Annotated in this window: 27 protein-coding genes and 1 pseudogene; 8 read left to right on the plus strand and 20 right to left on the minus strand. The window is 37.5% G+C overall.

Annotation, left to right across the window (positions count from 1 at the left end; genetic code table 11):
• Positions 1–3: 3 nt before the first annotated feature.
• Positions 4–501 (minus strand): acyl-CoA thioesterase, encoded by a 498-nt coding sequence (locus RE431_RS11320; protein WP_309562095.1) that lies wholly within the window; start codon positions 499–501, stop codon positions 4–6.
• An 83-nt stretch (positions 502–584) separates the two neighbouring features.
• Here RE431_RS11320 and RE431_RS11325 point away from each other — a divergent pair, with 83 nt between their 5' ends.
• From RE431_RS11325 to nadD, 4 genes are all read left to right on the plus strand, one after another.
• Positions 585–1550, plus strand: a complete 966-nt coding sequence (locus RE431_RS11325) for a YheT family hydrolase (RefSeq protein ID WP_309562096.1) — start codon at positions 585–587, stop codon at positions 1548–1550.
• An 89-nt stretch (positions 1551–1639) separates the two neighbouring features.
• Positions 1640–2497 carry a YicC/YloC family endoribonuclease gene (locus tag RE431_RS11330; RefSeq protein WP_309562097.1) on the plus strand — a complete coding sequence of 286 codons (858 nt, stop codon included), beginning with the start codon at positions 1640–1642 and terminating at the stop codon, positions 2495–2497.
• The gene (gene gmk / locus RE431_RS11335) at positions 2498–3085 is read left to right on the plus strand and encodes a guanylate kinase (RefSeq protein ID WP_309562098.1); all 588 of its coding nucleotides are present in this window, start codon (positions 2498–2500) and stop codon (positions 3083–3085) included.
• Positions 3082–3666: a nicotinate (nicotinamide) nucleotide adenylyltransferase gene (nadD, locus tag RE431_RS11340; RefSeq protein ID WP_309562099.1), complete on the plus strand. Its 585-nt coding sequence runs from the start codon at positions 3082–3084 to the stop codon at positions 3664–3666. The genes gmk and nadD overlap by 4 nt, the downstream gene beginning before the upstream one ends.
• A gap of 141 nt (positions 3667–3807) precedes the next feature.
• Here nadD and lysM read toward each other — a convergent pair whose 3' ends face one another.
• On the minus strand, positions 3808–4296 hold the full coding sequence (gene lysM, locus RE431_RS11345) for a peptidoglycan-binding protein LysM (RefSeq protein ID WP_309562100.1): 489 nt from the start codon (positions 4294–4296) through the stop codon (positions 3808–3810).
• 356 nt (positions 4297–4652) lie between these two features.
• Between lysM and RE431_RS11350 the strand changes: the two genes are divergently transcribed.
• The 3 genes from RE431_RS11350 (at position 4653) to RE431_RS11360 (ending at position 8259) form a co-directional block, all read left to right on the plus strand.
• On the plus strand, positions 4653–5648 hold the full coding sequence (locus RE431_RS11350; protein WP_309562101.1) for an NAD(P)H-dependent glycerol-3-phosphate dehydrogenase: 996 nt from the start codon (positions 4653–4655) through the stop codon (positions 5646–5648).
• 126 nt (positions 5649–5774) lie between these two features.
• A complete protein-coding gene (locus RE431_RS11355) occupies positions 5775–6419 on the plus strand; it encodes a hypothetical protein (protein WP_309562102.1) in 645 nt (214 codons plus the stop codon).
• Positions 6420–6603: 184 nt separating this feature from the next.
• Positions 6604–8259: an LVIVD repeat-containing protein gene (locus RE431_RS11360; protein WP_309562103.1), complete on the plus strand. Its 1656-nt coding sequence runs from the start codon at positions 6604–6606 to the stop codon at positions 8257–8259.
• Positions 8260–8339: 80 nt separating this feature from the next.
• Here RE431_RS11360 and RE431_RS11365 read toward each other — a convergent pair whose 3' ends face one another.
• The 5 genes from RE431_RS11365 to RE431_RS11385 all read right to left on the minus strand — a co-directional run bounded on the left by RE431_RS11365 (position 8340) and on the right by RE431_RS11385 (position 11058).
• Positions 8340–8735 carry a hypothetical protein gene (locus RE431_RS11365; protein ID WP_309562104.1) on the minus strand — a complete coding sequence of 132 codons (396 nt, stop codon included), beginning with the start codon at positions 8733–8735 and terminating at the stop codon, positions 8340–8342.
• The gene (locus RE431_RS11370; RefSeq protein ID WP_309562105.1) at positions 8732–8908 is read right to left on the minus strand and encodes a hypothetical protein; all 177 of its coding nucleotides are present in this window, start codon (positions 8906–8908) and stop codon (positions 8732–8734) included. The genes RE431_RS11365 and RE431_RS11370 overlap by 4 nt, the downstream gene beginning before the upstream one ends.
• Complete coding sequence (pheS, locus tag RE431_RS11375; RefSeq protein WP_309562106.1) at positions 8908–9927, minus strand: phenylalanine--tRNA ligase subunit alpha; 1020 nt, start codon at positions 9925–9927, stop codon at positions 8908–8910. Before pheS ends, RE431_RS11370 begins: the two co-directional genes overlap by 1 nt.
• Positions 9928–10005: 78 nt before the next feature.
• Positions 10006–10701, minus strand: a complete 696-nt coding sequence (locus tag RE431_RS11380) for a hypothetical protein (protein ID WP_309562107.1) — start codon at positions 10699–10701, stop codon at positions 10006–10008.
• A complete protein-coding gene (locus RE431_RS11385; protein ID WP_309562108.1) occupies positions 10702–11058 on the minus strand; it encodes a hypothetical protein in 357 nt (118 codons plus the stop codon).
• Between the two features lie 45 nt (positions 11059–11103).
• On the opposite strand from RE431_RS11385, the gene RE431_RS11390 reads away from it, so the two are divergent.
• Complete coding sequence (locus tag RE431_RS11390) at positions 11104–11634, plus strand: CvpA family protein (RefSeq protein WP_309562109.1); 531 nt, start codon at positions 11104–11106, stop codon at positions 11632–11634.
• A 72-nt stretch (positions 11635–11706) separates the two neighbouring features.
• Here the strand turns inward: RE431_RS11390 and RE431_RS11395 are convergent, their stop codons facing one another.
• The 13 genes and pseudogenes from RE431_RS11395 to RE431_RS11455 all read right to left on the minus strand — a co-directional run bounded on the left by RE431_RS11395 (position 11707) and on the right by RE431_RS11455 (position 24537).
• A complete protein-coding gene (locus RE431_RS11395; RefSeq protein ID WP_309562110.1) occupies positions 11707–12330 on the minus strand; it encodes a carbonic anhydrase family protein in 624 nt (207 codons plus the stop codon).
• A gap of 59 nt (positions 12331–12389) precedes the next feature.
• Positions 12390–13967, minus strand: a complete 1578-nt coding sequence (locus RE431_RS11400; RefSeq protein ID WP_309562111.1) for a SulP family inorganic anion transporter — start codon at positions 13965–13967, stop codon at positions 12390–12392.
• Positions 13968–14085: 118 nt separating this feature from the next.
• On the minus strand, positions 14086–14376 hold the full coding sequence (locus RE431_RS11405; protein WP_309562112.1) for a hypothetical protein: 291 nt from the start codon (positions 14374–14376) through the stop codon (positions 14086–14088).
• A 76-nt stretch (positions 14377–14452) separates the two neighbouring features.
• A complete protein-coding gene (locus RE431_RS11410; protein ID WP_309562113.1) occupies positions 14453–15202 on the minus strand; it encodes a tetratricopeptide repeat protein in 750 nt (249 codons plus the stop codon).
• Position 15203: 1 nt separating this feature from the next.
• Entirely contained in the window at positions 15204–16961 is a 1758-nt protein-coding gene (locus tag RE431_RS11415; RefSeq protein ID WP_309562114.1) for a BatD family protein, read from the minus strand.
• A gap of 49 nt (positions 16962–17010) precedes the next feature.
• Positions 17011–17511 (minus strand): annotated as a pseudogene (locus tag RE431_RS11420) (tetratricopeptide repeat protein); the annotation flags it as partial.
• A 12-nt stretch (positions 17512–17523) separates the two neighbouring features.
• Positions 17524–17877: a tetratricopeptide repeat protein gene (locus RE431_RS11425; protein ID WP_309562115.1), complete on the minus strand. Its 354-nt coding sequence runs from the start codon at positions 17875–17877 to the stop codon at positions 17524–17526.
• On the minus strand, positions 17867–18931 hold the full coding sequence (locus RE431_RS11430) for a VWA domain-containing protein (protein WP_309562116.1): 1065 nt from the start codon (positions 18929–18931) through the stop codon (positions 17867–17869). The genes RE431_RS11425 and RE431_RS11430 overlap by 11 nt, the downstream gene beginning before the upstream one ends.
• Positions 18932–19936, minus strand: a complete 1005-nt coding sequence (locus tag RE431_RS11435) for a vWA domain-containing protein (protein WP_309562117.1) — start codon at positions 19934–19936, stop codon at positions 18932–18934.
• On the minus strand, positions 19936–21585 hold the full coding sequence (locus RE431_RS11440; RefSeq protein ID WP_309562118.1) for a BatD family protein: 1650 nt from the start codon (positions 21583–21585) through the stop codon (positions 19936–19938). The genes RE431_RS11435 and RE431_RS11440 overlap by 1 nt, the downstream gene beginning before the upstream one ends.
• Before the next feature lie 7 nt (positions 21586–21592).
• The gene (locus RE431_RS11445; protein ID WP_309562548.1) at positions 21593–22459 is read right to left on the minus strand and encodes a DUF58 domain-containing protein; all 867 of its coding nucleotides are present in this window, start codon (positions 22457–22459) and stop codon (positions 21593–21595) included.
• A gap of 72 nt (positions 22460–22531) precedes the next feature.
• On the minus strand, positions 22532–23536 hold the full coding sequence (locus RE431_RS11450; protein ID WP_309562119.1) for an AAA family ATPase: 1005 nt from the start codon (positions 23534–23536) through the stop codon (positions 22532–22534).
• Positions 23537–23688: 152 nt separating this feature from the next.
• Positions 23689–24537 (minus strand): DUF4382 domain-containing protein, encoded by an 849-nt coding sequence (locus RE431_RS11455; RefSeq protein WP_309562120.1) that lies wholly within the window; start codon positions 24535–24537, stop codon positions 23689–23691.
• Positions 24538–24559: the final 22 nt, after the last annotated feature.

Here is a 24559-nt window from a genome sequence, read left to right on the forward strand (position 1 = left end):
GAATTACAGAGCTTGCAATTCTTCCGGAGAAATATTTTCTGGTCTCTTACCGAATTTACGTGTGTCTTCTTTAGTAAGAGTTCTGAAATCTTTGGTTTTAGGAGTATTGTCAAGATTAGCAAAAAGCTCTTCCGGCAATTTGGTGAGTTTTCTTTCTTCAAGATCTATCCATGAACCCATCATTTCGCAAGTTGCACAGTTTCTACCCTTATGATCATAGATCTTATGTACAAATTCAAAGTACATCCCATCTTCAGATAGTCCGCTAAGCTCCAGAGTTACCGTAACAGGCTCACCCGCAAAGATTTCCTTGAAATAATATACATGCTCATAAAAAACGATGGGTCCAAGGTTATAATGAGATAACTGTTTATGACCGAAACCATTCTCCATAAGGAATCCCATACGGGTATGGCTCATAAAATTTATATATGCTGAATTTGCCAAATGTCTGTTGGCATCCAGATCACTCCATCTTATTTCGAATTTCTTGCTGTACATAATCTTCAATTTATTCAAAACTACCAATAATTATTATGCGTGCATACCATTTTTAACTAAGTTTATATTAAAATTCAACCAGAATGCCACTTATCACAGGAAATTATATACCTCCCGGAATATTTAAAAATGCCGATGCTTCCACAATATACGCGGCCACGTTGAGAAAGGTAGAAATTCCAGTATATGAGCGAGAGCGTATTGAACTTAGTGATGGTGATTTTATAGATCTGGACTGGAGTTATTCCCGGAAGGAAAAATCTGATAAACTAGTGATCCTTTTACATGGTCTGGCAGGCAATACAGATAGGCCATATATAAAAGGAATGGCAAAAATTTTTAATTCCAATGGTTGGGATGCGGCAGCCATGAATTTTCGAGGATGTAGCGCAGAACTCAACAGGCATTTTAGAAGTTATCATGCCGGAGCAAGTGACGACCTTGCTGAAGTTATTACTCATATTCTAAGTTTGAAGAAATATTCCAGTATTTCACTCGTCGGTTTTAGCCTTGGCGGAAATATGCTAATGAAATATCTAGGCGAGAATAGAGGTCGGCCGGAAGAAATTATAGGCGCAGTTGGAATTTCAGTGCCATGCGATCTTTCGGGTTCATTAGGTGCCATTAATAGAATGCGAAATTTTGTGTATTCAAAACGTTTCGAACTAAACCTAAAACAACATCTGTTCGCTCGTGCCGAAAAATTTCCTGACCACATTCAGAAAAAACAAATTTCAGCCTGTAGTTCCCTGAGAGATATTGATGATCTGTATACATCGAAAGCCCACGGTTATAAAGATGCTTCAGATTATTACAGTAAAACCAGCGCAAAGAATTTCCTTGACGGTATTCAAAAACCAGTTCTAATATTAAGTGCTAAAAATGACAGTTTTCTCTCTCCAGAATGTTACCCGCATGAGATCGCGAAAAATTCTGAAAACCTTCACCTAGAAATGCCTGCATATGGAGGTCATGTTGGTTTTGTAACCAGTGATTCATCTTATTATCATGAAAAACGTGCTTTCGAATTTATAGATTCCCTTTTATGAATTAAAGTTTATAAAACTTTATCAGGTCTGTATTCAATTGGAGATGCTATAGAATTGATTATCTTTGCGCAAGCTTTTAAAATTCAGGCATGATTCAATCTATGACAGGCTTCGGGAAAAGCGTTACCCAAATTCCCAATAAAAAAATCACTGTAGAGTTAAAATCTCTAAACAGTAAGAATTTTGACCTGAATGCTCGCATTCCTTCGCAATACAGAGAAAAGGAATTAGACCTTAGGAACATCATTTCAAACAGTTTAGGCCGCGGAAAAGTAGATCTATCTATTTACGTGGAATATACCGGTGAACAAACTTCTACCAATGTTAATACGGAAGTGGTAAAAAATTACATGGACCAGTTAAGGGATATTGTAAATGCCAGTGAGGTAGAATTGCTTAAAATGGCTGTAAAAATGCCTGATTCCCTCAAAACTGAAAGAAATGAGATCGATGAAGAAGAATTTAAGGCGATAGAAGAAGCTGTACAGTCTGCCCTTACAGAGATCAATAAATTCCGAACAGATGAAGGTGAAGCCCTGGAAAAGGATCTAAAATTACGAATTTCTAATATTCAGGAATTGCTGAATGAAGTGATCAAAATAGATCCGGACAGAGTTGAGGCAGTGCGGGAAAGACTTCGCAAAGGGATTGAAGAGATCAAAGAACAGGCTGATGAAAATCGCTTTGAACAGGAGATCGTTTACTATATCGAGAAATTTGATATCACTGAAGAAAAAGTAAGACTGGATAATCACCTCGATTATTTTCAGAAAACATTAAATTCAAAAGACTCCAATGGTAGAAAGCTTGCTTTTATTTCTCAGGAAATAGGCAGGGAGATCAACACCATAGGAAGTAAATCCAATTATGCGCCAATGCAGCAGTTAGTGGTGCAAATGAAAGACGAATTGGAAAAAATTAAAGAACAAATTCTAAACGTACTCTAAATGAGCGAAGGGAAACTTATCGTATTTTCGGCTCCTTCCGGATCTGGTAAAACAACGATAGTACGTCACTTATTAAAGCACCAGGAATTAAAACTGGATTTTTCTATTTCGGCAACTTCTCGTGAACCGAGAGGGAATGAGGTGGATGGACAGGATTACTATTTTCTTTCCTTAAAAGATTTCAAACAAAAGATCAAAAATGACGAATTCCTGGAATGGGAAGAAGTTTACCGGGACAACTTCTACGGAACTTTAAAAAGTGAAGTAGAACGAATCTGGAAAAAAGGCAAACATGTCATTTTTGATATTGATGTTGTTGGAGGTCTGGACATCAAGAATATCTATCCTGAAAGAACGCTGGCGGTTTTTGTAAAGCCACCGAGTATCGAGGAATTAAAGATTCGATTGAAAAAGAGAAAGACCGAGAGCGACGATAAAATAAGCATGCGAGTAGCGAAAGCATCTATTGAACTGGCTACTGCTCCACAGTTTGATTTCATCATTGAGAACAATCATCTTGGAACTGCTCTTAAAGAAGCCTATAATTTGGTTTCCAATTATGTTGGAGCAGAAAAACCTGAAGAATGAATAAAAAGGTTGGTTTGTTTTTCGGGACTTTTAATCCCATACACACCGGTCACCTGATCATTGCCAATCATATGGCTGAATATTCAGATCTTGAAGAGATCTGGCTGGTAGTTACACCACATAATCCACACAAGAAAAAAAGCAGCCTTCTTGATAATCACCATAGGCTGGAGATGGTTTACAAAGCTTGTGAAAGCTACGACAAGCTTAAACCGAGCAATATAGAATTCGATCTTCCACAACCAAATTACACGGTAAATACGCTCGCTTACCTTCAGGAAAAATTTCCTACTAATGAGTTCTGTCTTATTATGGGTGAGGATAATCTGAAAAGTTTTCACAAATGGAAAAATTCAGATGTTATCGTGGAGAATCACGAAATTTACGTTTACCCAAGAATTGCTCCCGGGGAAGTTTCAGAAGAATATAAGGGACATGCAAAAATTACCAGAGTAGACGCTCCTATAGTAGAGATTTCATCAACTTTTATAAGGAAATCTATAAAGGACTCTAAAAATGTAAGACCTCTTCTAAATGAAAAGGTCTGGGAGTATATTGATAAAATGAATTTTTATAAATAGGTAAAAGACTGTTTAAAAACCTATTTTGAATCTTCTTTTTAGCTGATTGAACCTACTTTTTTCATTGTGGAACTACAAGCTCTAGAACGTCGACTGCTCTCAGTGTAACATCCTCAAGATTCCTAAACAGTCTTTTGTTATTTATCTTTTTGCTTCCATAGGAGGAATTCTTAATACCTGCCCTGGATATATTTTATCAGGATCCTGAAGCATTGGTTTATTCGCTTCAAATATCAATGGATATTGATTTGGATCTCCATAATGTTCTTTAGATATTTTACTTAAAGTGTCTCCTCTTTCTACCGTATGAAACACTGCTTCTGGCTCGGTATTCTCTACATCCAGTCTATCATCAACCTGTGCAATCCCTTCAGAATTTCCAACTACAAGAATTATCTTCTCCCTGTTAGCCTGATCCAGTGCTTTACCAGAAACCACTGCCATATCATTTTCTATATGAATTTTTAAGTTTTCTGCCTTTAGATTCAGGTCTTTAATTGTCTGTTCTAATTTTCTAGCTGCTTTTTCATTTTCTTTTAAATCGTCCTTAGTTCCTGCTTCTGTAGATTTAGGCTTATCGATTCCAAAAATCTTTTTTCCTGCGTCTTTAATAAATGAAAATATTCCCATTATAATGATTTATAGTTAGTTAACTAAATGTACAAAAGTGATTCAATTTTGACAGTTGAAGCAATCCTAAAGTTTTCCAAAAAGTTCATTCTCCAATTAAAAAGACCGCTTCTCGCGAAACGGTCTTTTCAACTAAATAACCAACCAAAAAAACTAAGAATGTTCTTCCAAAAAGATGAATAGAAGAACACTTAGATAACGGAGGCATTTTGGATAGATTGTCTTAATGGATATTATTATATGTTAAACTTTAAAGAGCGAATTGTTGAAATATTCTCAATAATTACTATGATTAAAAGCGAAATACTTTAAATACTTCCAAATTTGACTATTTTTGAAAAAGAGAATGTAATTATATGAGTAAAGCTCCGAGTTTTGGTGTAATTGGTGGTGGAAGTTGGGCCACGGCAATTGTAAAGATGTTATGTGAAAACCTTGAACAGGTGAATTGGTATATGCGAAGCGTTTATGCCATAGAACATATAAAAAAGCAGGATCATAATCCTAATTATCTTAGCTCGGTAGAATTTGATGTGAATCAGCTGAACTTAAGCAATGATATCAATGAGACCGTTGCAGCATCAGATTATATAATTTTTGCTATCCCTTCAGCATTTCTAAAAAGAGAACTGGATTCTCTTACTGTTCCATTAAAAGACAAGATCGTTTTTTCAGCCATTAAAGGTATTGTTCCTGAAACAAGCCTGATTGTAGGTGAACATTTCAATGAGTATTTTGAAGTGCCTATGGAAAATATCGGGATTCTTACCGGTCCATGTCATGCTGAAGAGGTTGCTTTGGAAAGACTTTCTTATTTGACGGTAGCTTGCCAGGATGAGAAAAAAGCAGAGATCGTAGCAGGTTATTTAGGAAGCGATTATATCACTTGTAAAATAAGTGATGATGTAATTGGAACAGAATATGCCGCAGTGCTTAAGAATATTTATGCCATTGCTGCTGGAATTGCACATGGTTTGGGTTACGGAGATAACTTTCAGAGTGTTTTAATGAGTAACGCCATTCGAGAAATGAAGAAATTCATTAAAAAGGTGCATAAAATGAAACGAAACATCAACGATTCAGCTTATCTCGGAGACCTTTTGGTTACAGGATATTCAATTTTTAGTCGTAACCGGATGTTTGGGAATATGATCGGTAAGGGATATACCGTTAAAAGCGCCCAGATGGAGATGAGTATGGTTGCAGAAGGATATTATGCAACTGAAAGCGCTTATAAGATCAACAAGGAGAAAAAGGCTAAAACACCTATTATCAATGCGGTATACGAGATCTTATATGAGGGCAAAAATCCGAAAAAAGTATTTAATAAACTGGTAGATAAGCTGGATTAAAGAAAGAATTTACTTACAGAAATGCTCTATTTCGCTGAATTTTAAACATTTCAGCGATTTTTTTTGCAAAGATTTAATATTTATGTACTACTTTTGGCATAACCAAATTCTAATCAACCCATTATCATGAACAAAAAGTTATTAATGTTAGGTCTTGGACTTGGAGTATTCTTAGTTGGATGCCAGTCAGACCCGGTAACTGAAGACCTACAATCAGAAGAAGTTTCTGCCGTAAAAAATGTAAAAGAAACTAACGTGAACAAAATTCACGAACCAGGATTTATTGGAGCTATCCATGAACCAGGCTTTTTAAAGAACGGCTTCGAAGATTGTGACATTTTCCCTATTTACGAAGGTTCAAAAGACCTTCATGTAGCTAAAGGTGAAGTTATGGACTTTAGCGATCACACCCATCTTGAAAACCTGCGCGTTGCTGGTGAATTGAACATTTGTGGTGAGATTGAAACAGAAAAAAATGCAATTATTAGACGTAATGGTGAAATGACCACTGTTGGTCTAGCTATCATTGGTTCTGAAGAAGAACCTAAAGATCTTGTGATCAACTATGGTGGGCATTTCAATATTAATGGAGCTCTTGTAGTTACTGGAGATCTTATCATCAATACTGGTGGAACACTACAATTCTTAAATGACGATCTAGAGCACAATTACCTATGGGTAATGGGAGAAATCAGACAAGCTGAATATTCTTTTATGCAAGGTGCTTATAATGTATACGAAGAAGATCACGATCACGATCATGAACACTAGAAGAAATTCTAAATTCTTTTAAAACTAAAGCCGGCTAATAGTCGGCTTTTTTTATGGAAAGAATTTTCTTATCGGATTTTTCACACACTTTATCGAAAAGTCCTGTATTTCAAGGAGTTTCTATTTTATTATTCGGTTTAATTGCTATTTTTACTAGCCCAAATACATTAACCTAACCAATCTTATGACTAGAAAATTACTAGCCCTTGGCCTTTTTTCGGCTTTTTTTATCACATCCTGCCAGAAAGACGATGCTACAACTTCCGAAAATGTTGCACAGCAATCAGACTTTATAACCAACACGACCGCTTCAGAATTAGCTGGTGCCATTAACCTTAGTGAGAGAGGTGTTATTGGAGTAGCCAGGGTCAATACCACAAGAGAAGCTGAACCGGCATGGATCTTTGGTATAGAACAGATCGCACAACTTGAGCCACCAAAGTTAAATGGAGAAACGCTTCGAGCAACACATGTAGATGTAAAAGGAGATTTCGCTTACGTATCTTACAATAAAGAAGGTGCGATTTATTTAGGTGCCATTGATATCGTAGATGTAAGCGACAAATACAACCCGGTTTTAGTTAGCCGAATGAAGTCTAATATCGCTGACATCAATTCTCTTTATATAGACAGCAACGACAATATAGTATTCACCGGAGCGTCCATCAATGGTGAAGGTCCAAATCACACACTTCTTGGATATGTATCTACTCAAAATGGACAATTCTCTACAGACTTTAAACTTGATTATGGTCTTGCAGGTCATACCGGTGTTCACGTATTAGATCTTAATGGAAAAACCATTCTGATAAGTGGAAATTCAGGAATTGTTGGAAGCTATAAATTATCCGGTTCAGAATCTGCTTTTGATCCACAGGCTGAAGTTGGCCTTGGAGATCTAAGATCTGCAGCATATAATAATGATCAACTAGCTGTTTTAAGCGGTGATGACGGCTTACTAAACTTCAGCCTTGAAGAAGAATTTATTGAGAACAGTGCTATTGGTACTGCTCCGTTAACAGCTGAATCAAAAAGAACCATTGCCTGGTACGGTAACAATATTCTTGTTTCCGAAGGAATTGACGGAGCCGGGATCTATAATTTCGAGGCTGGTGAAAAAACCACAAGTTTACCTTTAAATGTACATCCTGAAGCATCCACAGTAAGTGCTGAAGATAAAGTTACCAATGCCGTATCTACAGATGGGAATTTCATTTACATGGCCAATGGAGGTGCAGGACTTGATATTATCAAATTAAATGAAGCTCTTAATCCAGTAGCTGAAGGAATTGCAGAAATTGAAGGAAGTGCAAACTTTGTTCAGGCGAAGGGTGAATATATCTACCTTGCTTCAGGTTCAGGTTTAAAGATCCTGAAGATCATCGCAGCTTCAGAAGATGCTCTTAGATCAGAATTTCTTACTTGTGAAGACTATGAGCCTTATACAGGCGATAAAAACCTTAATGTGCCTTCTAATTCTGAAGAAGCTTATTCTGGAACCATGAACCTTAAACACCTGAGTATTGAAGGAATTCTAAGTTTTTGTGGTGATATGCTTATTGAAAAAAGTGCAAACCTTAGCAGTGAATCTATTCTGAACTTATCTGGAAACTTCAAGCTTGGAAATTCAAAATCATCTGAAAACCTGGTAATCAACTCTGAAAGTATTTTCAAAGTTGAAGGTCTGGTAGAAATTCACGGTGATCTTAATATCGAAAGTGGGGGAAGACTGGAATTCGTAGGATCAGATTCCAAGATCTACGTTTCTGGTGAAGTAAAAATAAAAAGCGGCGGAGAAGTTATTGGAGACTTTGAAGACCTTAATGATAAATTCAATTAGTTTAGGTTAAAACAAAGTTGAAGAAAGAAGCCTCCGTTTTTATAGCGGAGGCTTTCTGATTTATAACACTTTAGTATTCTTTATTTAGCTAAAATTCCCTTTTCAGGAATAATTGGGATCTCAGTAGCAAGGGACTCTTTGATCACATTTGGCTTAAAAAGATAGGTCTTTTCCATCATTTTGTTACCTGTGAAATAAGTAAGCTTGAACTCGTTATTCAGCTTCAGAACATCATCCTGTAGATATTCGATCTTCGCGAAGTTCTTAGATGGTAAAACTTCAATTTTGTGCCTCATTAAAGAGGTTTCTCTTTTCTTATCAAAACCTTTAGAAACGATAAGCACCATTTCCAGAGCTTCATTAGTATCGTTGATCAGGTAAACATTCCATTCATAAGCTTCGAACTCTTCATTAAAGACCTTTACTGCCGCAATATGAACATCTTTTACCTCTGGTATCTTAATATCTTTCTTCAAAACTTATCTTCTGCTTTCTTCTTAATTTTCAGCCATAAGATCCAAAGAACTACTGCAGCCACAGCAAGTAAGATCAAACCTAAAGTAATCTTGATAAGGGCGATTACAAAAGTGACATAGATAATAACGCCCAGTATAATGATCGCTAAAATTAAGACGCCGTATTTGGTCATTATAGTGCCGATTTAAATTGCTCAAGGAATCTCAGGTCATTTTCGTAGAACATCCTGATGTCTTCTATCTGGTATAATAACATGGCAATTCTCTCAATTCCCATCCCGAATGCGAATCCGGAATATTCCTGAGGATCTATATTACAATTTCTAAGTACGTTAGGATCTACCATTCCGCAGCCCATGATCTCCAGCCAACCTGTTCCCTTGGTAATACGATAGTCGGTTTCCGTTTCCAGACCCCAGTAAACATCTACCTCAGCACTTGGTTCTGTAAATGGGAAATACGATGGTCTAAGCCTAATCTTAGATTTTCCGAATAATTGTTTTGTAAAATATAAGATAGTTTGTTTCATATCTGCGAAAGAAACATCCTTATCTATATACAATCCTTCAACCTGGTGAAAAATACAGTGAGATCTCGCGGAAATAGCTTCATTTCTGAAAACTCTACCCGGAGAGATCGTCCTGATTGGCGGTTTATTTTCTTCCATATATCGTACCTGAACAGATGAAGTATGTGTTCTAAGTAAAATGTCTGGATCTGTTTGAATAAAGAAAGTATCCTGCATGTCTCTCGCCGGATGATATTCGGGAAGGTTCAACGCAGTAAAGTTATGCCAGTCATCTTCCATCTCCGGACCTTCGGAAACATTGAATCCTATGTTCGAGAAAATCTCAGTGATCTGATTCTTTACGATAGAGATAGGGTGACGAGAACCAATTTCAACTGGTTCAGCAGGTCTTGAAAGATCTCCATAAACACCTTTTTCTTCCTGGCTGTTTTCCAGTTCCTCTTTTAAGGAGTTCACTTTATCCTGAGCTGAATTTTTCAACTCATTGATCGCCTGACCAAATTCCTTCTTTTCTTCATTTGGAACATTCTTGAATTCTGCAAAAAATTCATTCAGAATTCCCTTTTTACCGAGATATTTAATTCGGAATGCTTCAATTTCGTCTTTTGTCTTAGCATTAAAGCTTTCAACATCAGCGATATGTCCTTTAATTTTATCGATCATAGGTGATTTCGTTTCGGAAGCGCAAATTTAATAAAATTTAAACCTAAACCTTCCCATTTTAAAGGCTTATTAAAATTTCTATTTTCCTGAAGTAAGCTCTATGGGTGTTAGCTTTTCATTATAGATATAATTCATGAGGAAAAATACAGATAAAGCTCCAAATGTGTGCCATAACCAGTGAGTTCCCATAGGTATGAGGTACACAAAGTTATCAAGTATGCGAAAACTTATCGCAAGTCCGAAGCTTAAAAATGCCGCCAGCACATAGCCCCAGTGATGCATTTTGGTGGTAAAAAAGTAGGTGATAATTGGTAATAATAAGCCTATTGCAGTTGCTATGTAACCTACAGAGGTAGAAGTGTGTTGTGGTAATGGTATAAACTGAACACCAAAAACCAGAAATAGAATAACAAGAATTAGGTAGAACCTATTCCGCTTTTTCATTCGTAATTTAATGGTATAATAAACCGAAACAGCGAGGCAAAGCACCACAATTGGAAGCCAGTCCATATACATCCAGACATCATGACTTCGGGTAGCATGATATATAGTTCCACCCACAAATCCCATAAAAAGCACCGGTAAAGTCCAGGCCAGAAATCTGTGGTTAGCATAATCCTTATAAACTCTTAGAGAGAAATAAATGATTATAATTAAAAAGAAAATATTGCTATAGGTATTAAACGGCTCTACCGGCAGTCTTCCTGCCAAAGTTTCCTGATAAATAGGGCCGCTATCCTGCGGAAAAGAAAGTAAAAACAATCCCGGGTTCATTCAGGAAATATAGTCTTTTTCCATAAAATATTGCACTATAGCTTCTTTCATTAAAACCGTCTGTTCACCTGCCTTTAAGGTTGGTAATTCCTCTTTTATTTTGAAATGTGGCCAGCCGTCGTCATCATAAAAATCGAACTCATAATAACCGTATGGTTCCAGTAAAGTGCAAATTGCTATATGCATAAGATCTATCTTATGATCTTTCTTATATCTTTTATGAGGCTGTCCTAATTCCTGCACTCCAACCAGATAGATAATGGCATCTAATTCCATTAATTCTCCATCTGCGAACTGATCAGAAAGTTTCTTCTGAACTCTCTCCCATCTTTCTTTTAATTGTTCATCTCTTGCCATGTCGCAAAGATACCATCTAGATTTAATAATTATTATATTTGGTTTATGAATACCGTAGATATTATTTTAAGTCTGGTGCTTTTATACGGATTGGTACGAGGCTTTTTTAGAGGTTTGCTCGCCGAGTTGGCTTCACTTATCGGGATCGTTGCCGGGATTTATGGAGCCGTTCATTTCTCTCACTTCCTGGGAGAATTTCTTTCTGAAATAGTAGACTGGAAAATGCAATACATTAATCTTATCAGTTTTGCGATCACCTTTGTACTTATTGTTTTCCTTATTTCCCTCGCTGGAAAAATGCTGACAAAAATAGCGGCTTTTGCAGCCCTTGGCATTGTGAACAAACTTTTAGGTGGCGTTTTCGGACTAATAAAATCTGCTTTTGTAGCCAGCGTTATTATCATGTTCTTTAAAGCGACCAATGAACGTATTGAGATCGTCGAGGACAAAACTCTCGATGAATCTATTTTATACCAACCCGTAGCTTCCATTGCTCCAATCATTCTCCCTTCCATCATTAAACAGGTAAAGGAAAGAGACCTGCTAAATGACGATGAGGAAATACCTGAAAAATAAGAGGCCTGAAACAATTTTTTGCTTCAGACCTTCAATTTCTTTTTCATAGCCTATTCTGGCCAGGATGAGATATTACAATAATGTAACTTTTCCCGTAGAGATTGAGTAAACTCCTCCAACGATCTTAATTTCACCGTTATCTTCCATCTCTTTAAGAATAGGGCTCTTTTCTCTGATTCTATCCATGGTTAGTTTCACGTTGTTTTCAACAACTCCAGCCACGAATGAATCATTCTTGGAATTTCTTTCCCCGTCTGTTTTAGTAGTTTCAACAGCCGGCTTGATATTACTTAAAAGGTGTGTGATATTTCCTAATTCAACATTGTCACAAGCCGCTTTAACAGCACCACAAGATTCATGTCCTAAAACCATTACCAGTTTACTTCCGGCAACTTTACAAGAGTACTCCATGCTTCCAAGAATATCTGTATTCTCAAAATTACCAGCTACTCTGGCTGCAAAGATATCACCAACCCCCTGATCAAAAATAGTCTCCAGCGGTACACGAGAATCTATACATCCAAGCACTACGGCTTGTGGCCATTGTCCGCCAGTAGTTTTCTCGATCTGAGATGCATAATCTCTTTCGTACATCTTGTTTCCCGTAAAACGTTTATTACCATCCATCAAATCTTTCAAGACTGCGTCTGGCGTTAATTCGGTTTGTTTATTTTTATCAATTATTTCAGTAATCATAATTCAGTTTTTAAAAGTTCAAAAATTAGAGTTTCCAGAATTTCTTCTGAATCTTAAATTTAAGCTGGTTTTTTATCTAATTCAAAAAATTGCTGATAACTCTCCGGGTTTTCTACGGTTCCTCTTTCAGAAATTATCTTGATATCGATATTCTTTTCTCTAGCCTTGATCTTAAAATCATCAAGAATTTCAATAATATCAGCATCCAGATATCGTGTTTTTCTAACGTCCATCACCAGAAATGAATTTTCTTCAAGTTTGTTCAATTCTTTCAGGATAGCACCTTTATTAATAAACGTAACTTCTTCTGCCAATTCCATCTTTACAACATTACCACCATTTTCTGCTTTTTCAATATGAAGAAAATGCGAGTTCTGATAGCTCTTTACAAGAATTACAAAAATTCCAACTACCAATCCTAAACCAATACCTATTAGAAGATCTCCAAAAACAATACCTATAATTGTTACAATAAATGGAACGAACTGCTTCCAGCCTGCTTTATACATTTGAATGAATAAAGCCGGTTTTGCCAGTTTATACCCTACAAGAAACAGGATCGCTGCAAGTACAGAAAGTGGAATGTAATTAAGAACGTTCGGGATAATTACAACTGAGATCAGTAATAAAAATCCGTGCAAGATTGCAGATAATTTTGTTTGTCCGCCAGATTGGATATTTGCTGAACTTCTTACGATCACCTGTGTAATTGGCAATCCACCAATCAAACCAGACATTACATTACCGGTCCCCTGAGCGAAAAGCTCTCTGTTGGTTGGTGTAGTTCTTTTATGCGGATCTAATTTATCGGTGGCTTCTACACAAAGAAGTGTCTCAAGACTCGCTACTAGGGCAATCGTAAATCCTGTGATCCAGATTTCAACAGTCCCGATCATTTCAAAAGAAGGAGTAGTAAACTGCCCTATAAAAGAGTCAAAACTATCTGGTACCGGAACATTTACAAGGTGTTCAGAAGAAATTCCCCATATTTCAGAACCCTGTGTAACTAGATAATAAACAATCCCAGCTGCAACAGCAACTAATGGTCCCTGCACAAGCTTAAAGAATTTTCCTTTATTTGATAATACCGCTTCCCAAAGTATAAGTATAGTCATACCAATGATGGCGATTAATGTCGCACCAGGGCTAATATTATTAACAGAATTAATAATTTCTGAAAAAGTATTTTCACCGTCTACCTGGAAAAATGCCCAGTCACCCTGAGGATCGCTATCATACCCAAAGAAATGAGGAATTTGCTTTAAGATGATTATGATACCAATACCGGTTAACATTCCCTTGATCACAGAATTTGGAAAGTAATATCCAATGATACCTGCCTTCAACAATCCAAAACCAATTTGAATAAATCCTCCAATCACTACAGCCAATAAAAGGTTCTCATAACCTAAATTTGAAATGGCTGCAAGAACGATCGCGGCTAAACCTGCTGCAGGTCCACTAACTCCCAAACTGGAACCACTTATGGCTCCTACTACAATACCTCCAATAATACCGGCGATTAGACCAGAGAACAATGGAGCTCCACTAGCTAATGCAATTCCCAGACATAAAGGAATAGCGACAAAAAATACAACAATACTTGCCGGAAAATCTTTATTAAGATGTTTGAACATAATACACTTATTTGTACAGGATAAGATCCCGTATGAAATTTTAAAAATTAGAATTTCAGGTATCTTATATAGAAACCTGGGAATGCCTGGTTAGGCAACCTTTTAAGAAAATAATGTATTATGCCTGTTTGGGCGGTGGAGAGGAGATGGAAAGGAATACCTTATAGCCATTCTCTTTATAATAATGACCATCAACCTTTCTTATCTGAAGGAAGTGAATGCTTTCATAATTTGAAACCAACTCTTCAATAGTGTATTCTAAATTGATTTGATTTTTAGAAGAACTTTCTTCCTCGTTTACATTATAAGCAATGGAAATATCCACATTTCTATCGATCAACGCAATTGCAGTTGGCGCGAATAAAAATGTCACAAAGATAAATCCGAGTATGTAAGCGAATGTCTTCACGGTATCAAATGTAAATGAAATTTGTTAAACTAATAAAGTTTATAATACCGATAAGTTAAACGAAAATCAAATATTCTTACAACTTTTTAATTTTAGAAGAATTAACCCAGCCCTGAGCGCCATTTGAAAGTTCTATTCTGGACCACTCCTGGTAGTCTTCTAAAACTTTCGCCTTAGTGCCTTCATGCAATTCAAAACTTGGTGCTGCCCTTAAAGTAGGCTCATCCCTCACTTCTATTTCCTCTTCAAAAATAATTGCGTATTGGTTATCCTGGATAAAAGATTCCTGCTGAAAAGCAAATATGACTGAAAGTATGCACAATACTATCGCCAGAGCCGCTCCGGTAAAAAATAATCTTTTGCTCAATGATCTGTATGAGAAATGATATAGTAGGAATAAAGTAACGAATAGAACAGAAAATACGATGGCAAGTACAGCCCAGGTATTATATGATAATGCCGAAATAAGGCTATTGAACCATACTGAAAAGCCTGTTTCCTGAACTTCTTCAATATCATCTATTGCCATATTACGAGCGAATTGGATATTATTCTTGATATCTGCATCTGCCGGAGCCAGTTGCAAGGCCTTTTCAAAATAATAGATACTTGGTGCCACATGATTCATCTTATAATGCGCATTCCCGAGGTTAAAATATAATTCCGCAGATATTTCCCCATTATCCAGGATCTGCTCATATTTTGAAATGGCAACCTCATAATCTCCACTCTGGTATGCTGAATTCCCTTCTTCAAAGATCTCATCATTCTGAGAAATCCCCGCGAAGCTTATCAATACAAAACATAATAACATCAACTTTCTCATACTAGATCTGTTTATCAAGAGTTGAAATTACACTTACGGCTTGTTCATAATCCTGTTGCATAGCGTCTGAAGATGCAGGAGTATATCTTGCATATTCGCAACTTTCCAGCAACGAAATAAAATCTGTATTTGTTTGAGTATCTACACCTTTTTCGTCCAGAAGACCGGCTATTCTCTCTTTACTCATCTCTCCTGTTTGAATTCCCAGTTTGGCCTTCAGATAATTGTGCATGGAGCGCTCCAGGGCAAGATAAAATTCTTTCTGATCACCAAGATTCTTCTTTGCTTCAGATAAATATTTTCTCGCCAGTTTATCGGCTCTTCTAATTCTATTCCCTCTAACGTCATTAGCTCTTTCCTGCTTTTTCTTTCCGAATAGAATGAACAATGGGATCGCTACAAGAGGCAGAACCAATGCCGTCCAGAATCCAAGTGAGCCAAGAAAACTACCGCTATTTTTAGGTTTCAGGTTTGCATTTAGTTTAATGAATCTGAATTGGTTTCCTTCAATGGCAACGGTTTGCTTGTTGACACCTGAAAGTCCCGATGGCTCATTTCCTGCCAGCGGACCTTTTTCTACATTGATCAGAAGTTCTTCTGAAGTCTGAGTTTTATAGGTTTCTGATGCAGGATCAAAGTATGAGAATGAAAGCGCCGGAATTGGATATTTTCCCTTTCGAGTTGGCACCACGGTGTAGGTTTCAGAAATACTTCCCTGCATTCCGTTTAAATTCGTATTTACATTTTCCGTTCTTTCAGGATCGTACATCTCAAGAGAAGAAGGAGCCGTAAGTTCCGGAAGATCGAATAATTTCAGATTCCCTTTACCGCGAACCTCTACTTTTGCCTGAAGGCTTTCACCGGCATTCAATGCGTCTTTACTTGTAGTAACATTCAGATCAAATGTACCAACAGCACCGGTAAAATTAGCTGGTTTCCCGGCCGGTAATTCCTTTACCTTGATCTTTTTATTATCTGCAGCAACGGTTTTATTTACCGTTTTATAGATCCTGCTGCCAAAAATATCTCTTCTTTCACTTGGCACATCAACAGCAATAGACAGTGTTAAAGGCTCAATATTTAATTCTCCTGTTTTTTGTGGATAGAGTATCGTTTTTCTTAATACCACGTACCTGTATGGTTCGCCTCTATATTCTCCATTTTCAACCCTTAATTGCTGAATATCTATGCTCTGGCTCCAAAAGTCGTTATATTTAGGACTATCCAGTTCACGCCAGTTACTTACGCTCACCCGCGGACTTACATATAGTTTATAAACCACAGTGATAGCTTCATTTAAGTATGGATTTCCTTTTGAAACCTCAGCTACCAAATGCAGATTATCCTCAGCAATCATTTCTGAACTGTCACCATCTGTAGGTTTATCTACCGCAGCAGTAATTTCAACACTTAAAGGTGAAGTTTTATAGGTTTTATCCTGGATTACGATCTCTGCCTGGCCAATAATTAAATTTCCTCTTTTCTTAGGCTGAAGGTAAAAACTGTAAGTTTTGGAATAGGCCATTTTCCCATTCAGGATACTGGTGCTAATTTTCTGATTGGGACCACCAACCACAGTAAATCCGTCGAAAGAAGGTGGCTTGAAGTTGTCCCCATCTTGGTTCATTTCGAAATCTACTCTAAGCCGTTCATTAATTCCCAGCTTTTCCCTGCTCACTTTCGCTTCAAATCTTACCTGGGCTTGGATTAGCCCTGAAGCGAACAATAAAAAACTTAAAATTAAATACCTCAATTTCATCTTTTTCCTCCTATAGAATCACTTTTTTGTCGGGTAAAATCACTAATTGTTACCAATCTTTTTCAGATTTTACTTTTACCCCTTTTGCTTTTTCAGCATTTATTTTATCCTGAACTTTCTTTTCTTCATTATTCATCGCCTCCAGCAAATTCTTTATTTGCTGAGGAGATAATTGACCCTGACTTGGTTTAGGTTGCTGTTTCTTTTCCTTGTCTCCTTTACCATCATCTTTCTTAGGTTCGCCGTCCTGGTCTTTCTGTTTGTCTTCGTTCTCGTCTCCTTCTTTTTTGTCTTTTTCGTTCTCTCCCTCATCCTGTGGTTTCTGATCCTCTTTTTGATCTTCACCACCTTCACCGTCTTTCTGATCTTTATCCTGCTGATCCTTATTTTCGTCTTTATTCTCTTCGTCCTTCTTGTTCTGATCCTGATTTTGATCCTGGTTCTGTTTTTCCTGCTCCAATTTCTTCTTCGCTAAAGCAAGATTATACCTTGTTTCATCATCGGTAGGATCCTTACGCAAAGCCTCCTTAAAAGCGTTTACCGCTTCCTGATAGTTCTTCTGCTACATAAATGAATTCCCCAGATTATGATAAATACGATGCTTTTCTTCTTTTGTTGCATCTATCTCTGCCGCTTCTTTTAGACGCTGTTCTGCATTTAAAGATTTTTCCTTGGTATAATAAAGGTTACCCATATTATACTTAGCGTTGAGATTTGAAGGGTCTTTTGAAATTGCCTTTCTGTAAGAAGCCTCAGCACCGGCAAAATCATTTTCATATAGGGCTTCCTGGGCCTCAACTATATACTTATCAGCTTGTTTTTTTAGCTTTTCAGCATCTTCCTGAGCGAAGCCTGAAGATATCCCACAAAGGATCATTGCTGCTGAAATATATATGCGGGTATAACTATTTTTCATCTCTTTCTGCTACTTTATTCTTTCTTTCATTGAAAAGATTAAGTCTTTTTAACCAGGCGGTACTTCGTTCAAGTACAAAGATATCAAGAAATAATAATGCCAAACCTAATCCCAGAAACCATTGAAAATGAGATTTATAATCAGCGAACTGTTTGGCCTCAAATTCTGTTTTTTCGATATTCTGTAATTCTTCGTTTACCTGGTCTACCACTTTACTGGTAACATTACCTTCAATGTAAGACCCGTCGGTTGAATTGGCAATTTCCTGAAGAGTTGTTGGATTCAGTTTCGTAACCACAGTTTCTCCCTGACGATCCTTTTTATAATTCTGAACAACCCCATTTCTTTTAATAGGAATAGGACCTCCTTTTTCAGTCCCTACTCCAATGGTGAATATTCTAATCCCTTTTTCGGCTGCCTGATCCGCGATATCTTCTACATTTCCTTCATGATCTTCCCCGTCACTTATAATGAACAATACTCTGTTGGTCTGTTTATCATCATCGTAATAAGTAGTAGCAAGCTCAATAGCATCGCTAATTGCTGTTCCCTGAGAAGAGATCATATCAGTATTTAAAGCCTGCAAAAACATTTTTGCTGCTGAAAAATCTGTTGTGATTGGCAATTGAGGATAAGCTCCACCTGCATATGCAATGATCCCAACTCTGTCACTTCCCAATGAATTCAGAATCTGACTTACCAGTTGTTTCGATTTCTCCAATCTGTTTGGTGCAATATCTTCGGCATCCATACTTTTGGAAACATCTATGGCAAAAACGATATCAACTCCCTCACGCTTCACCGTTTCCATTTTTGTACCCATCTTAGGATTAACCAAAGCGATTACCAGACATGAGATGGCCAATAGTACAAGAAGAATTTTAATGATAGGTTTTGAACGAGATCTGTTTGGTGCCAGGTATTTCAATAAAGAGGCATCTGCAAATTTCTTTCTCGCATTGTTCTGCCAGAATATGAAAATTAGAAATAACAGGATGATCACCGGAATCACCAGTAATAACCAAAACCATATTTTTTCTTCCAGTACGAACATTTATATAAATCCTCTAAATATTGTGAGTCTTAGTAATATTTCAAAAAGCAATAATCCGCCGGCAAGCAGAACCAGAGGTCTATACTTTTCATCATAATTGTAATATCTGAATTCTTCTATTTCAGTCTTTTCCAGGGAGTCAATCTCGGCATAGATCTCCTCCAATTTCTCGTTATTGGTCGCCCGGAAATATTTTCCTCCAGTAGCTGCCGCGATTTCCTTCAGCAAAGCTTCATCGATCTCTACCTGTACATTTCCGAATTGAAGCCTGCCACTGCTGGTTGCACCTATTGGAGAAAGAGCCATCCCGTTGCTTCCAACCCCAATGGTATAAACTTTTATGCCAAATTCAACCGCAAGTTCACTGGCAGTGTTAGGATCAATGAACCCGGCATTATTCACCCCATCGGTAAGCAGAATGATCACCTTACTTTCAGCATCGCTGTCCTTAATTCGGTTAACAGCAGTTGCCAGACCTGAGCCTATAGCTGTTCCATTTTCCAGAACATTGTTGTATTCTATATCTTCAAGCGCCTCAAGTACAATTGCTTTATCGCTGGTAATAGGTGTTTTCGTAAAACTTTCTCCTGCATAGACTACAAGACCAATTCTATCTCCCGGACGATCCTGAATGAATTCCTCAGCAACCGCTTTGGTCGCATCCAGCCTGTTTGGCTGTAGATCTCTTGCCAGCATACTTGCTGAAACATCTATTGCCATAACGATATCTATTCCCTGTGTACTACTGGATTGTGTTGAAACATCTACGGTTCTTGGCCTCGCCATCGCGGTAATGATCAGTGCGAGACATAATAATCTTAGCACAAACAATACCGGGCGTAATTTCGCGAGAATTCCAGTTTTTACCTTAAAGCCTTTTGTACTTGATATCTTAAGTTCAGGAGTTTGCTTATTTCGCTTCCAGATATACCAGCCTATTGCCAGCGGAAGCAGCAAGAATAACCAGAAAAATTCCGGATTTTCAAATGTGAAATTTGCAAACATTATTCGCTTAAATTATTTATTTCTACCGAGTTGATGATCCTTTCAGATATTTCTCTGGCGTATTGATCGTTTTCATTAAAAATCACCATGATCTGCTCGAAACCTCCTTTTTCAGCAAAGTTCAGGATCACATATTCGTTCGGAATAGATTCACCGGTCATTGGATTTTCAGCATCCAGGGTTCCAAATACTTTTAAGCCTTTAGCTCCATTAAGGGTGGTGAAATCTTCCTGTTTCATCACGATATTTCTGGCACCCTGACCTTCAAGGTTGGTGTAAATTCCATCTACCGCTTTTTGCAGATCAAATTTCACTTCTCCTTTAAACTTGATGGTACTTACCGTGGTGAAATAATTACTCAGTAAACTACCATAAATAAAGGTTTCTGAACCAACCATCATTTGCTGAACTTCCTGCGGCATTTCTAATTCTCCGCGAACGAGCACCTTTGGAGTGGTTACGGCAACGGTTGGGTTACCATATTCACTTCGTATCCATTCACCTTCCAGCAATTCCTTAGTTGGATGACCCAAATAGGTATCTTTTACATAAGTATAACCTTTGGTAGCGATCAAGGCTGTAACTCCAAATATGATGATCACAACTCCGGCAACAACACCTATGATAATTCGGCGTCTTTTTTTCTTTCTGGCCTGTTCCTGAATAAAAGCCTCATCCATCATTAACTCTTCCTGGGTTGGTTCAGGTACAGATGCCCTAAGGTCATCTATAATATTCTTTGTTTTAGACCTGTCTTCTTTAGCCGTAATTACATCTGGCTTAGACCTGGCGAACTTGGCAAGATCGGCACGCTGTAATATTTTCTCGAAATCACTAATGGTACCATCTGTTAGTTTTAGTCTACCTTCCGCTTTCTGCATTCTTAAATAAGCGATCAACTCATTCGTGGTTCTTTCCAACCCGTGATCATAGATCTTCCTATCCAGATATTTTCTAACCGCAAAACTGAGCTGAGAATAATATTCCTTGATCTCCCTGTTTTCAAGAAGATGGGAATTGTCCAGTTTCTGAAGTTCTGCCATAGCTTCTTCATATGGAGGAAGCTCAGGTTCTTCAGTATCTTTTTTCTTTTTCCTGATAATTAGAAAAACCACTATGCCGGCAATTAGAAATATGGCCAGAAGCCACCATAACCAATCTGGTATGCTGAATCCAGGATCAACCTCAACCGAAGGTTTTATAGGATACAGTTTTTGCTTTGTAGTATCCACCACCACATCATTCACCTCTACAGCAATTGAATCTGTATAAAATGAATTATTCTTGATCAATACTTCCTGACTCGGAATCACATATTTTCCTGAATCAAATTGAGTTAGAAAATATTCCTTCAAAAGCCTGTAATCCCCATTCTGCCTGATCGTATCCGGATCCATGGACTCCACCAATTCTAAAGGTGAAAATGTTTCTCCTTCAGGAAAAACCACCAGATCATCGGGCGCAGTTTCTACCTCGATCTGGTATTTTATCTGTTCTCCAATCTTAATCTGTGTAGAATCTATCGAGGCTGAAACCTTGGATTGTGCACTAATTTCAGAAAATGAAAACAGCAGACTTATAAAAAACAGAAATCCCAGTCTTCCTGAGATATTGATTTTTGTATATGTGAATTTTAAATTCTTAAACATTTTCCTTTTAAGCTCTTCTTTTAAAATAGCCCAGTAATTTTTTTACATAACTCTCATCTGTACGATTATTTATCACACCCGCACCACTTAATGAGAAGCTTTGATGAAAGTAATTCACCCTGTCATTATAATATTTAGCATAAGATCTTCTTACGCTTTTGGAACCTGTGTTTACTGTAACATATTCTCCAGATTCTTCATCGCGCATTTGTACCAGACCCAGATTTGGAATGGTTTCTTCCATTTTATCAAAAACCCTGATACCGGTAACATCGTGTCTTCCTGAAGCTATCTTAAGCGTATGCTGGTAATCGTCATCCATAAAGTCTGAAAGGATAAATACGATCGCCTTTTTCTTCATTACATTAGAAAGATATTTCAGTGCGGCCTTGATATCGGTGTTCTTATTCACCGGTTTGAATTCCAGTAATTCCCTGATGATCCTTAGAACGTGAGATCTTCCTTTTTTAGGCGGAATATAAAGTTCGATCTGGTCTGTAAACAGCATCAAACCGATCTTATCATTGTTATTGGTTGCTGAAAAGGCCAGCGTTGCAGCGATCTCAGTGATCACATCTTTTTTGAACTGCTCCTGAGTACCAAACATTTCAGATCCTGAAACATCTACCATTAGCATCATGGTAAGTTCTCTTTCCTCTTCAAAAACCTTGACAAATGGCTCGTTATAGCGTGCGGTAACATTCCAATCTATACTTCTTACGTCATCTCCAAACTGGTAAGCCCGTACTTCGCTAAATGTCATTCCGCGTCCTTTAAAAGTAGAATGATATTCCCCGCCAAAGACATGATCACTCAGTCTTCGGGTCTTAATTTCAATTTTTCTAACTTTCTTAAGGAGCTCTTTTGTATCCATTTCTTCAATAACAATTTTCAATGGTCAGAAGTTTTATTCCAGACCTTTTTGTGCAGTGATAATTGTTAATTGTTAAGGAACTTCTATCTCGTTCACGATCTTATTGATAAGATCTTCAGAAGTTATATTTTCTGCCTCGGCTTCATAAGTAATTCCAATTCTGTGTCTAAGTACATCATGTACTATAGCACGAACATCTTCAGGAACCACGTATCCACGTCGTTTTATAAAAGCATAACATTTTGATGCGATGGCAAGATTAATACTTCCCCTTGGTGATGCACCAAAACTTATTAATGGCTTAATATCTTCCAGGTTATATTTTTCCGGAGTACGGGTGGCAAAGATGATATCAAGAATATATTTCTCGATCTTTTCATCCATATAAACATCTCTTACCGCACTTTGTGCTCTTAAGATCTGCTCAAGATCTACCACAGGATTCACTTTTTCGAAACCTCCTTTTAAATTAGCCCTAATAATAAGCTGTTCTTCTGCCATTTGAGGATACTTGATCACGGTCTTCAGCATAAAACGGTCTACCTGGGCTTCAGGCAATGGATAGGTTCCTTCCTGTTCCACCGGGTTTTGTGTGGCCATTACCAGAAACGGTTTATCCAGTATAAAAGTTTCATCTCCAATAGTCACCTGCTTTTCCTGCATCGCTTCCAGTAATGCCGATTGCACCTTAGCCGGAGCTCGGTTGATCTCATCAGCAAGAACGAAATTTGCGAATATTGGTCCCTTCTTAATACTGAAATCATTAACCTTCATATTATAGATAAGGGTTCCTACAACATCTGCAGGAAGAAGATCTGGAGTGAACTGTATTCTGCTGAAACTACCGTGAACAGCCTGTGACAGTGTATTTATAGCAAGGGTTTTTGCAAGCCCTGGAACACCTTCGAGCAGAATATGACCCTGACCCAAAAGACCAATAAGTAAGCGTTCTACCATATGTTTTTGGCCTACGATCACTTTATTCATTTCCCGGGTTAGCAGGTCTACAAAGGCACTCTCTCTTTCAATTTTTTCGTTAATACTGGCGATATCAACAGATGAATCGTTTTCCATCATGATTTTCAGATTTTGATGTCGTGAATATACGTACTTGTAGTAAGCGTCGCAAATTGAAAATTTATTGGATTTAGGGTTGTTAAACTTTGGTTAAAATAAAAAGGCAGTGCTTTTAAACACTGCCTTTTAAATAAAATATTTTGTTTACTCAATTAGAGTTCCAGCTCACCAACATCTGTTGTTTCGTTTGGCTTAACTTCTACATCAGATACTGCAAATACAGTAAGTCCAGAAGCAACTTCAGGAACTACTTCTAGATCATAAGTCCCAGCTGGCACACCATTCAAGGCGAAATTACCACTTGCATCTGTATATGCAGAAATAGTAATACTACCGTCTGTAATCTTCACTAAACTCTGAACATTAGTTTCAATAGTTTCTGGCACAATTACAGATCCAACCACCATTCCGGCGTCAGCTTCAGCACTAAGTCTAATCACTGGCTTCAAGTTATAACTTCCGTTTCCGGTAGCTACGATAGATTCCTCTACGTCAAAATCAAGAAGAAAAGCATAGTTTTCACCTTCTTCAAGTTCTTTATTCAACTGTAATTTCAATCCAGATTGTTGTGCACTTGGAGTATTTAGCGGTTTAGATTCTCCGTTAACTACTACAGTATTTTCAGTACCTAATACAAGTCTAATCTGACTAGCATATCCTGCTGGCACTTCAGAATCAGCAAGAATTTGAGAAATTCCTCCTGTTAGTTCAAGAAGATCATAAACACCCGTTTGAACATCTTCAAGACTTACCCATCCTTCAGCGTCTGCATCTCCTTCAACTTCAGTTTCAGCATCTGCCTCAACCATTACCTGTACATCCTGTACATCTATATTTACCTCATCATAATCTCCGGGAGCATCGGTTAATCTAACCGTCACGTTTGCATTCCCACCCATTGCAGCTTCACTTGAATCGTCATCACTACAACTTGTTAATCCCAACGCGATGAAAGTTGCGACCATTAAACTCTTTAAAGTTCCATTTTTTAAATAATGCATAAGTAGATTTTATTAGTTTGTC

It is taken from the genome of Christiangramia sediminicola, assembly GCF_031344135.1.
GTDB lineage: Bacteria > Bacteroidota > Bacteroidia > Flavobacteriales > Flavobacteriaceae > Christiangramia > Christiangramia sediminicola.

Excerpts from the sequence above, each read along its gene's own strand:
- RE431_RS11320 (WP_309562095.1), bottom strand. The coding sequence starts at position 501 with ATGTACAGCAAGAAATTCGAAATAAGATGGAGTGATCTGGATGCCAAC.
- RE431_RS11325 (WP_309562096.1), top strand. The coding sequence starts at position 585 with ATGCCACTTATCACAGGAAATTATATACCTCCCGGAATATTTAAAAAT.
- RE431_RS11330 (WP_309562097.1), top strand. The coding sequence starts at position 1,640 with ATGATTCAATCTATGACAGGCTTCGGGAAAAGCGTTACCCAAATTCCC.
- gmk (WP_309562098.1), top strand. The coding sequence starts at position 2,498 with ATGAGCGAAGGGAAACTTATCGTATTTTCGGCTCCTTCCGGATCTGGT.
- nadD (WP_309562099.1), top strand. The coding sequence starts at position 3,082 with ATGAATAAAAAGGTTGGTTTGTTTTTCGGGACTTTTAATCCCATACAC.
- lysM (WP_309562100.1), bottom strand. The coding sequence starts at position 4,296 with ATGGGAATATTTTCATTTATTAAAGACGCAGGAAAAAAGATTTTTGGA.
- RE431_RS11350 (WP_309562101.1), top strand. The coding sequence starts at position 4,653 with ATGAGTAAAGCTCCGAGTTTTGGTGTAATTGGTGGTGGAAGTTGGGCC.
- RE431_RS11355 (WP_309562102.1), top strand. The coding sequence starts at position 5,775 with ATGAACAAAAAGTTATTAATGTTAGGTCTTGGACTTGGAGTATTCTTA.
- RE431_RS11360 (WP_309562103.1), top strand. The coding sequence starts at position 6,604 with ATGACTAGAAAATTACTAGCCCTTGGCCTTTTTTCGGCTTTTTTTATC.
- RE431_RS11370 (WP_309562105.1), bottom strand. The coding sequence starts at position 8,908 with ATGACCAAATACGGCGTCTTAATTTTAGCGATCATTATACTGGGCGTT.
- pheS (WP_309562106.1), bottom strand. The coding sequence starts at position 9,927 with ATGATCGATAAAATTAAAGGACATATCGCTGATGTTGAAAGCTTTAAT.
- RE431_RS11380 (WP_309562107.1), bottom strand. The coding sequence starts at position 10,701 with ATGAACCCGGGATTGTTTTTACTTTCTTTTCCGCAGGATAGCGGCCCT.
- RE431_RS11385 (WP_309562108.1), bottom strand. The coding sequence starts at position 11,058 with ATGGCAAGAGATGAACAATTAAAAGAAAGATGGGAGAGAGTTCAGAAG.
- RE431_RS11390 (WP_309562109.1), top strand. The coding sequence starts at position 11,104 with ATGAATACCGTAGATATTATTTTAAGTCTGGTGCTTTTATACGGATTG.
- RE431_RS11395 (WP_309562110.1), bottom strand. The coding sequence starts at position 12,330 with ATGATTACTGAAATAATTGATAAAAATAAACAAACCGAATTAACGCCA.
- RE431_RS11400 (WP_309562111.1), bottom strand. The coding sequence starts at position 13,967 with ATGTTCAAACATCTTAATAAAGATTTTCCGGCAAGTATTGTTGTATTT.
- RE431_RS11410 (WP_309562113.1), bottom strand. The coding sequence starts at position 15,202 with ATGAGAAAGTTGATGTTATTATGTTTTGTATTGATAAGCTTCGCGGGG.
- RE431_RS11415 (WP_309562114.1), bottom strand. The coding sequence starts at position 16,961 with ATGAAATTGAGGTATTTAATTTTAAGTTTTTTATTGTTCGCTTCAGGG.
- RE431_RS11425 (WP_309562115.1), bottom strand. The coding sequence starts at position 17,877 with ATGAAAAATAGTTATACCCGCATATATATTTCAGCAGCAATGATCCTT.
- RE431_RS11430 (WP_309562116.1), bottom strand. The coding sequence starts at position 18,931 with ATGTTCGTACTGGAAGAAAAAATATGGTTTTGGTTATTACTGGTGATT.
- RE431_RS11435 (WP_309562117.1), bottom strand. The coding sequence starts at position 19,936 with ATGTTTGCAAATTTCACATTTGAAAATCCGGAATTTTTCTGGTTATTC.
- RE431_RS11440 (WP_309562118.1), bottom strand. The coding sequence starts at position 21,585 with ATGTTTAAGAATTTAAAATTCACATATACAAAAATCAATATCTCAGGA.
- RE431_RS11445 (WP_309562548.1), bottom strand. The coding sequence starts at position 22,459 with ATGGATACAAAAGAGCTCCTTAAGAAAGTTAGAAAAATTGAAATTAAG.
- RE431_RS11450 (WP_309562119.1), bottom strand. The coding sequence starts at position 23,536 with ATGATGGAAAACGATTCATCTGTTGATATCGCCAGTATTAACGAAAAA.
- RE431_RS11455 (WP_309562120.1), bottom strand. The coding sequence starts at position 24,537 with ATGCATTATTTAAAAAATGGAACTTTAAAGAGTTTAATGGTCGCAACT.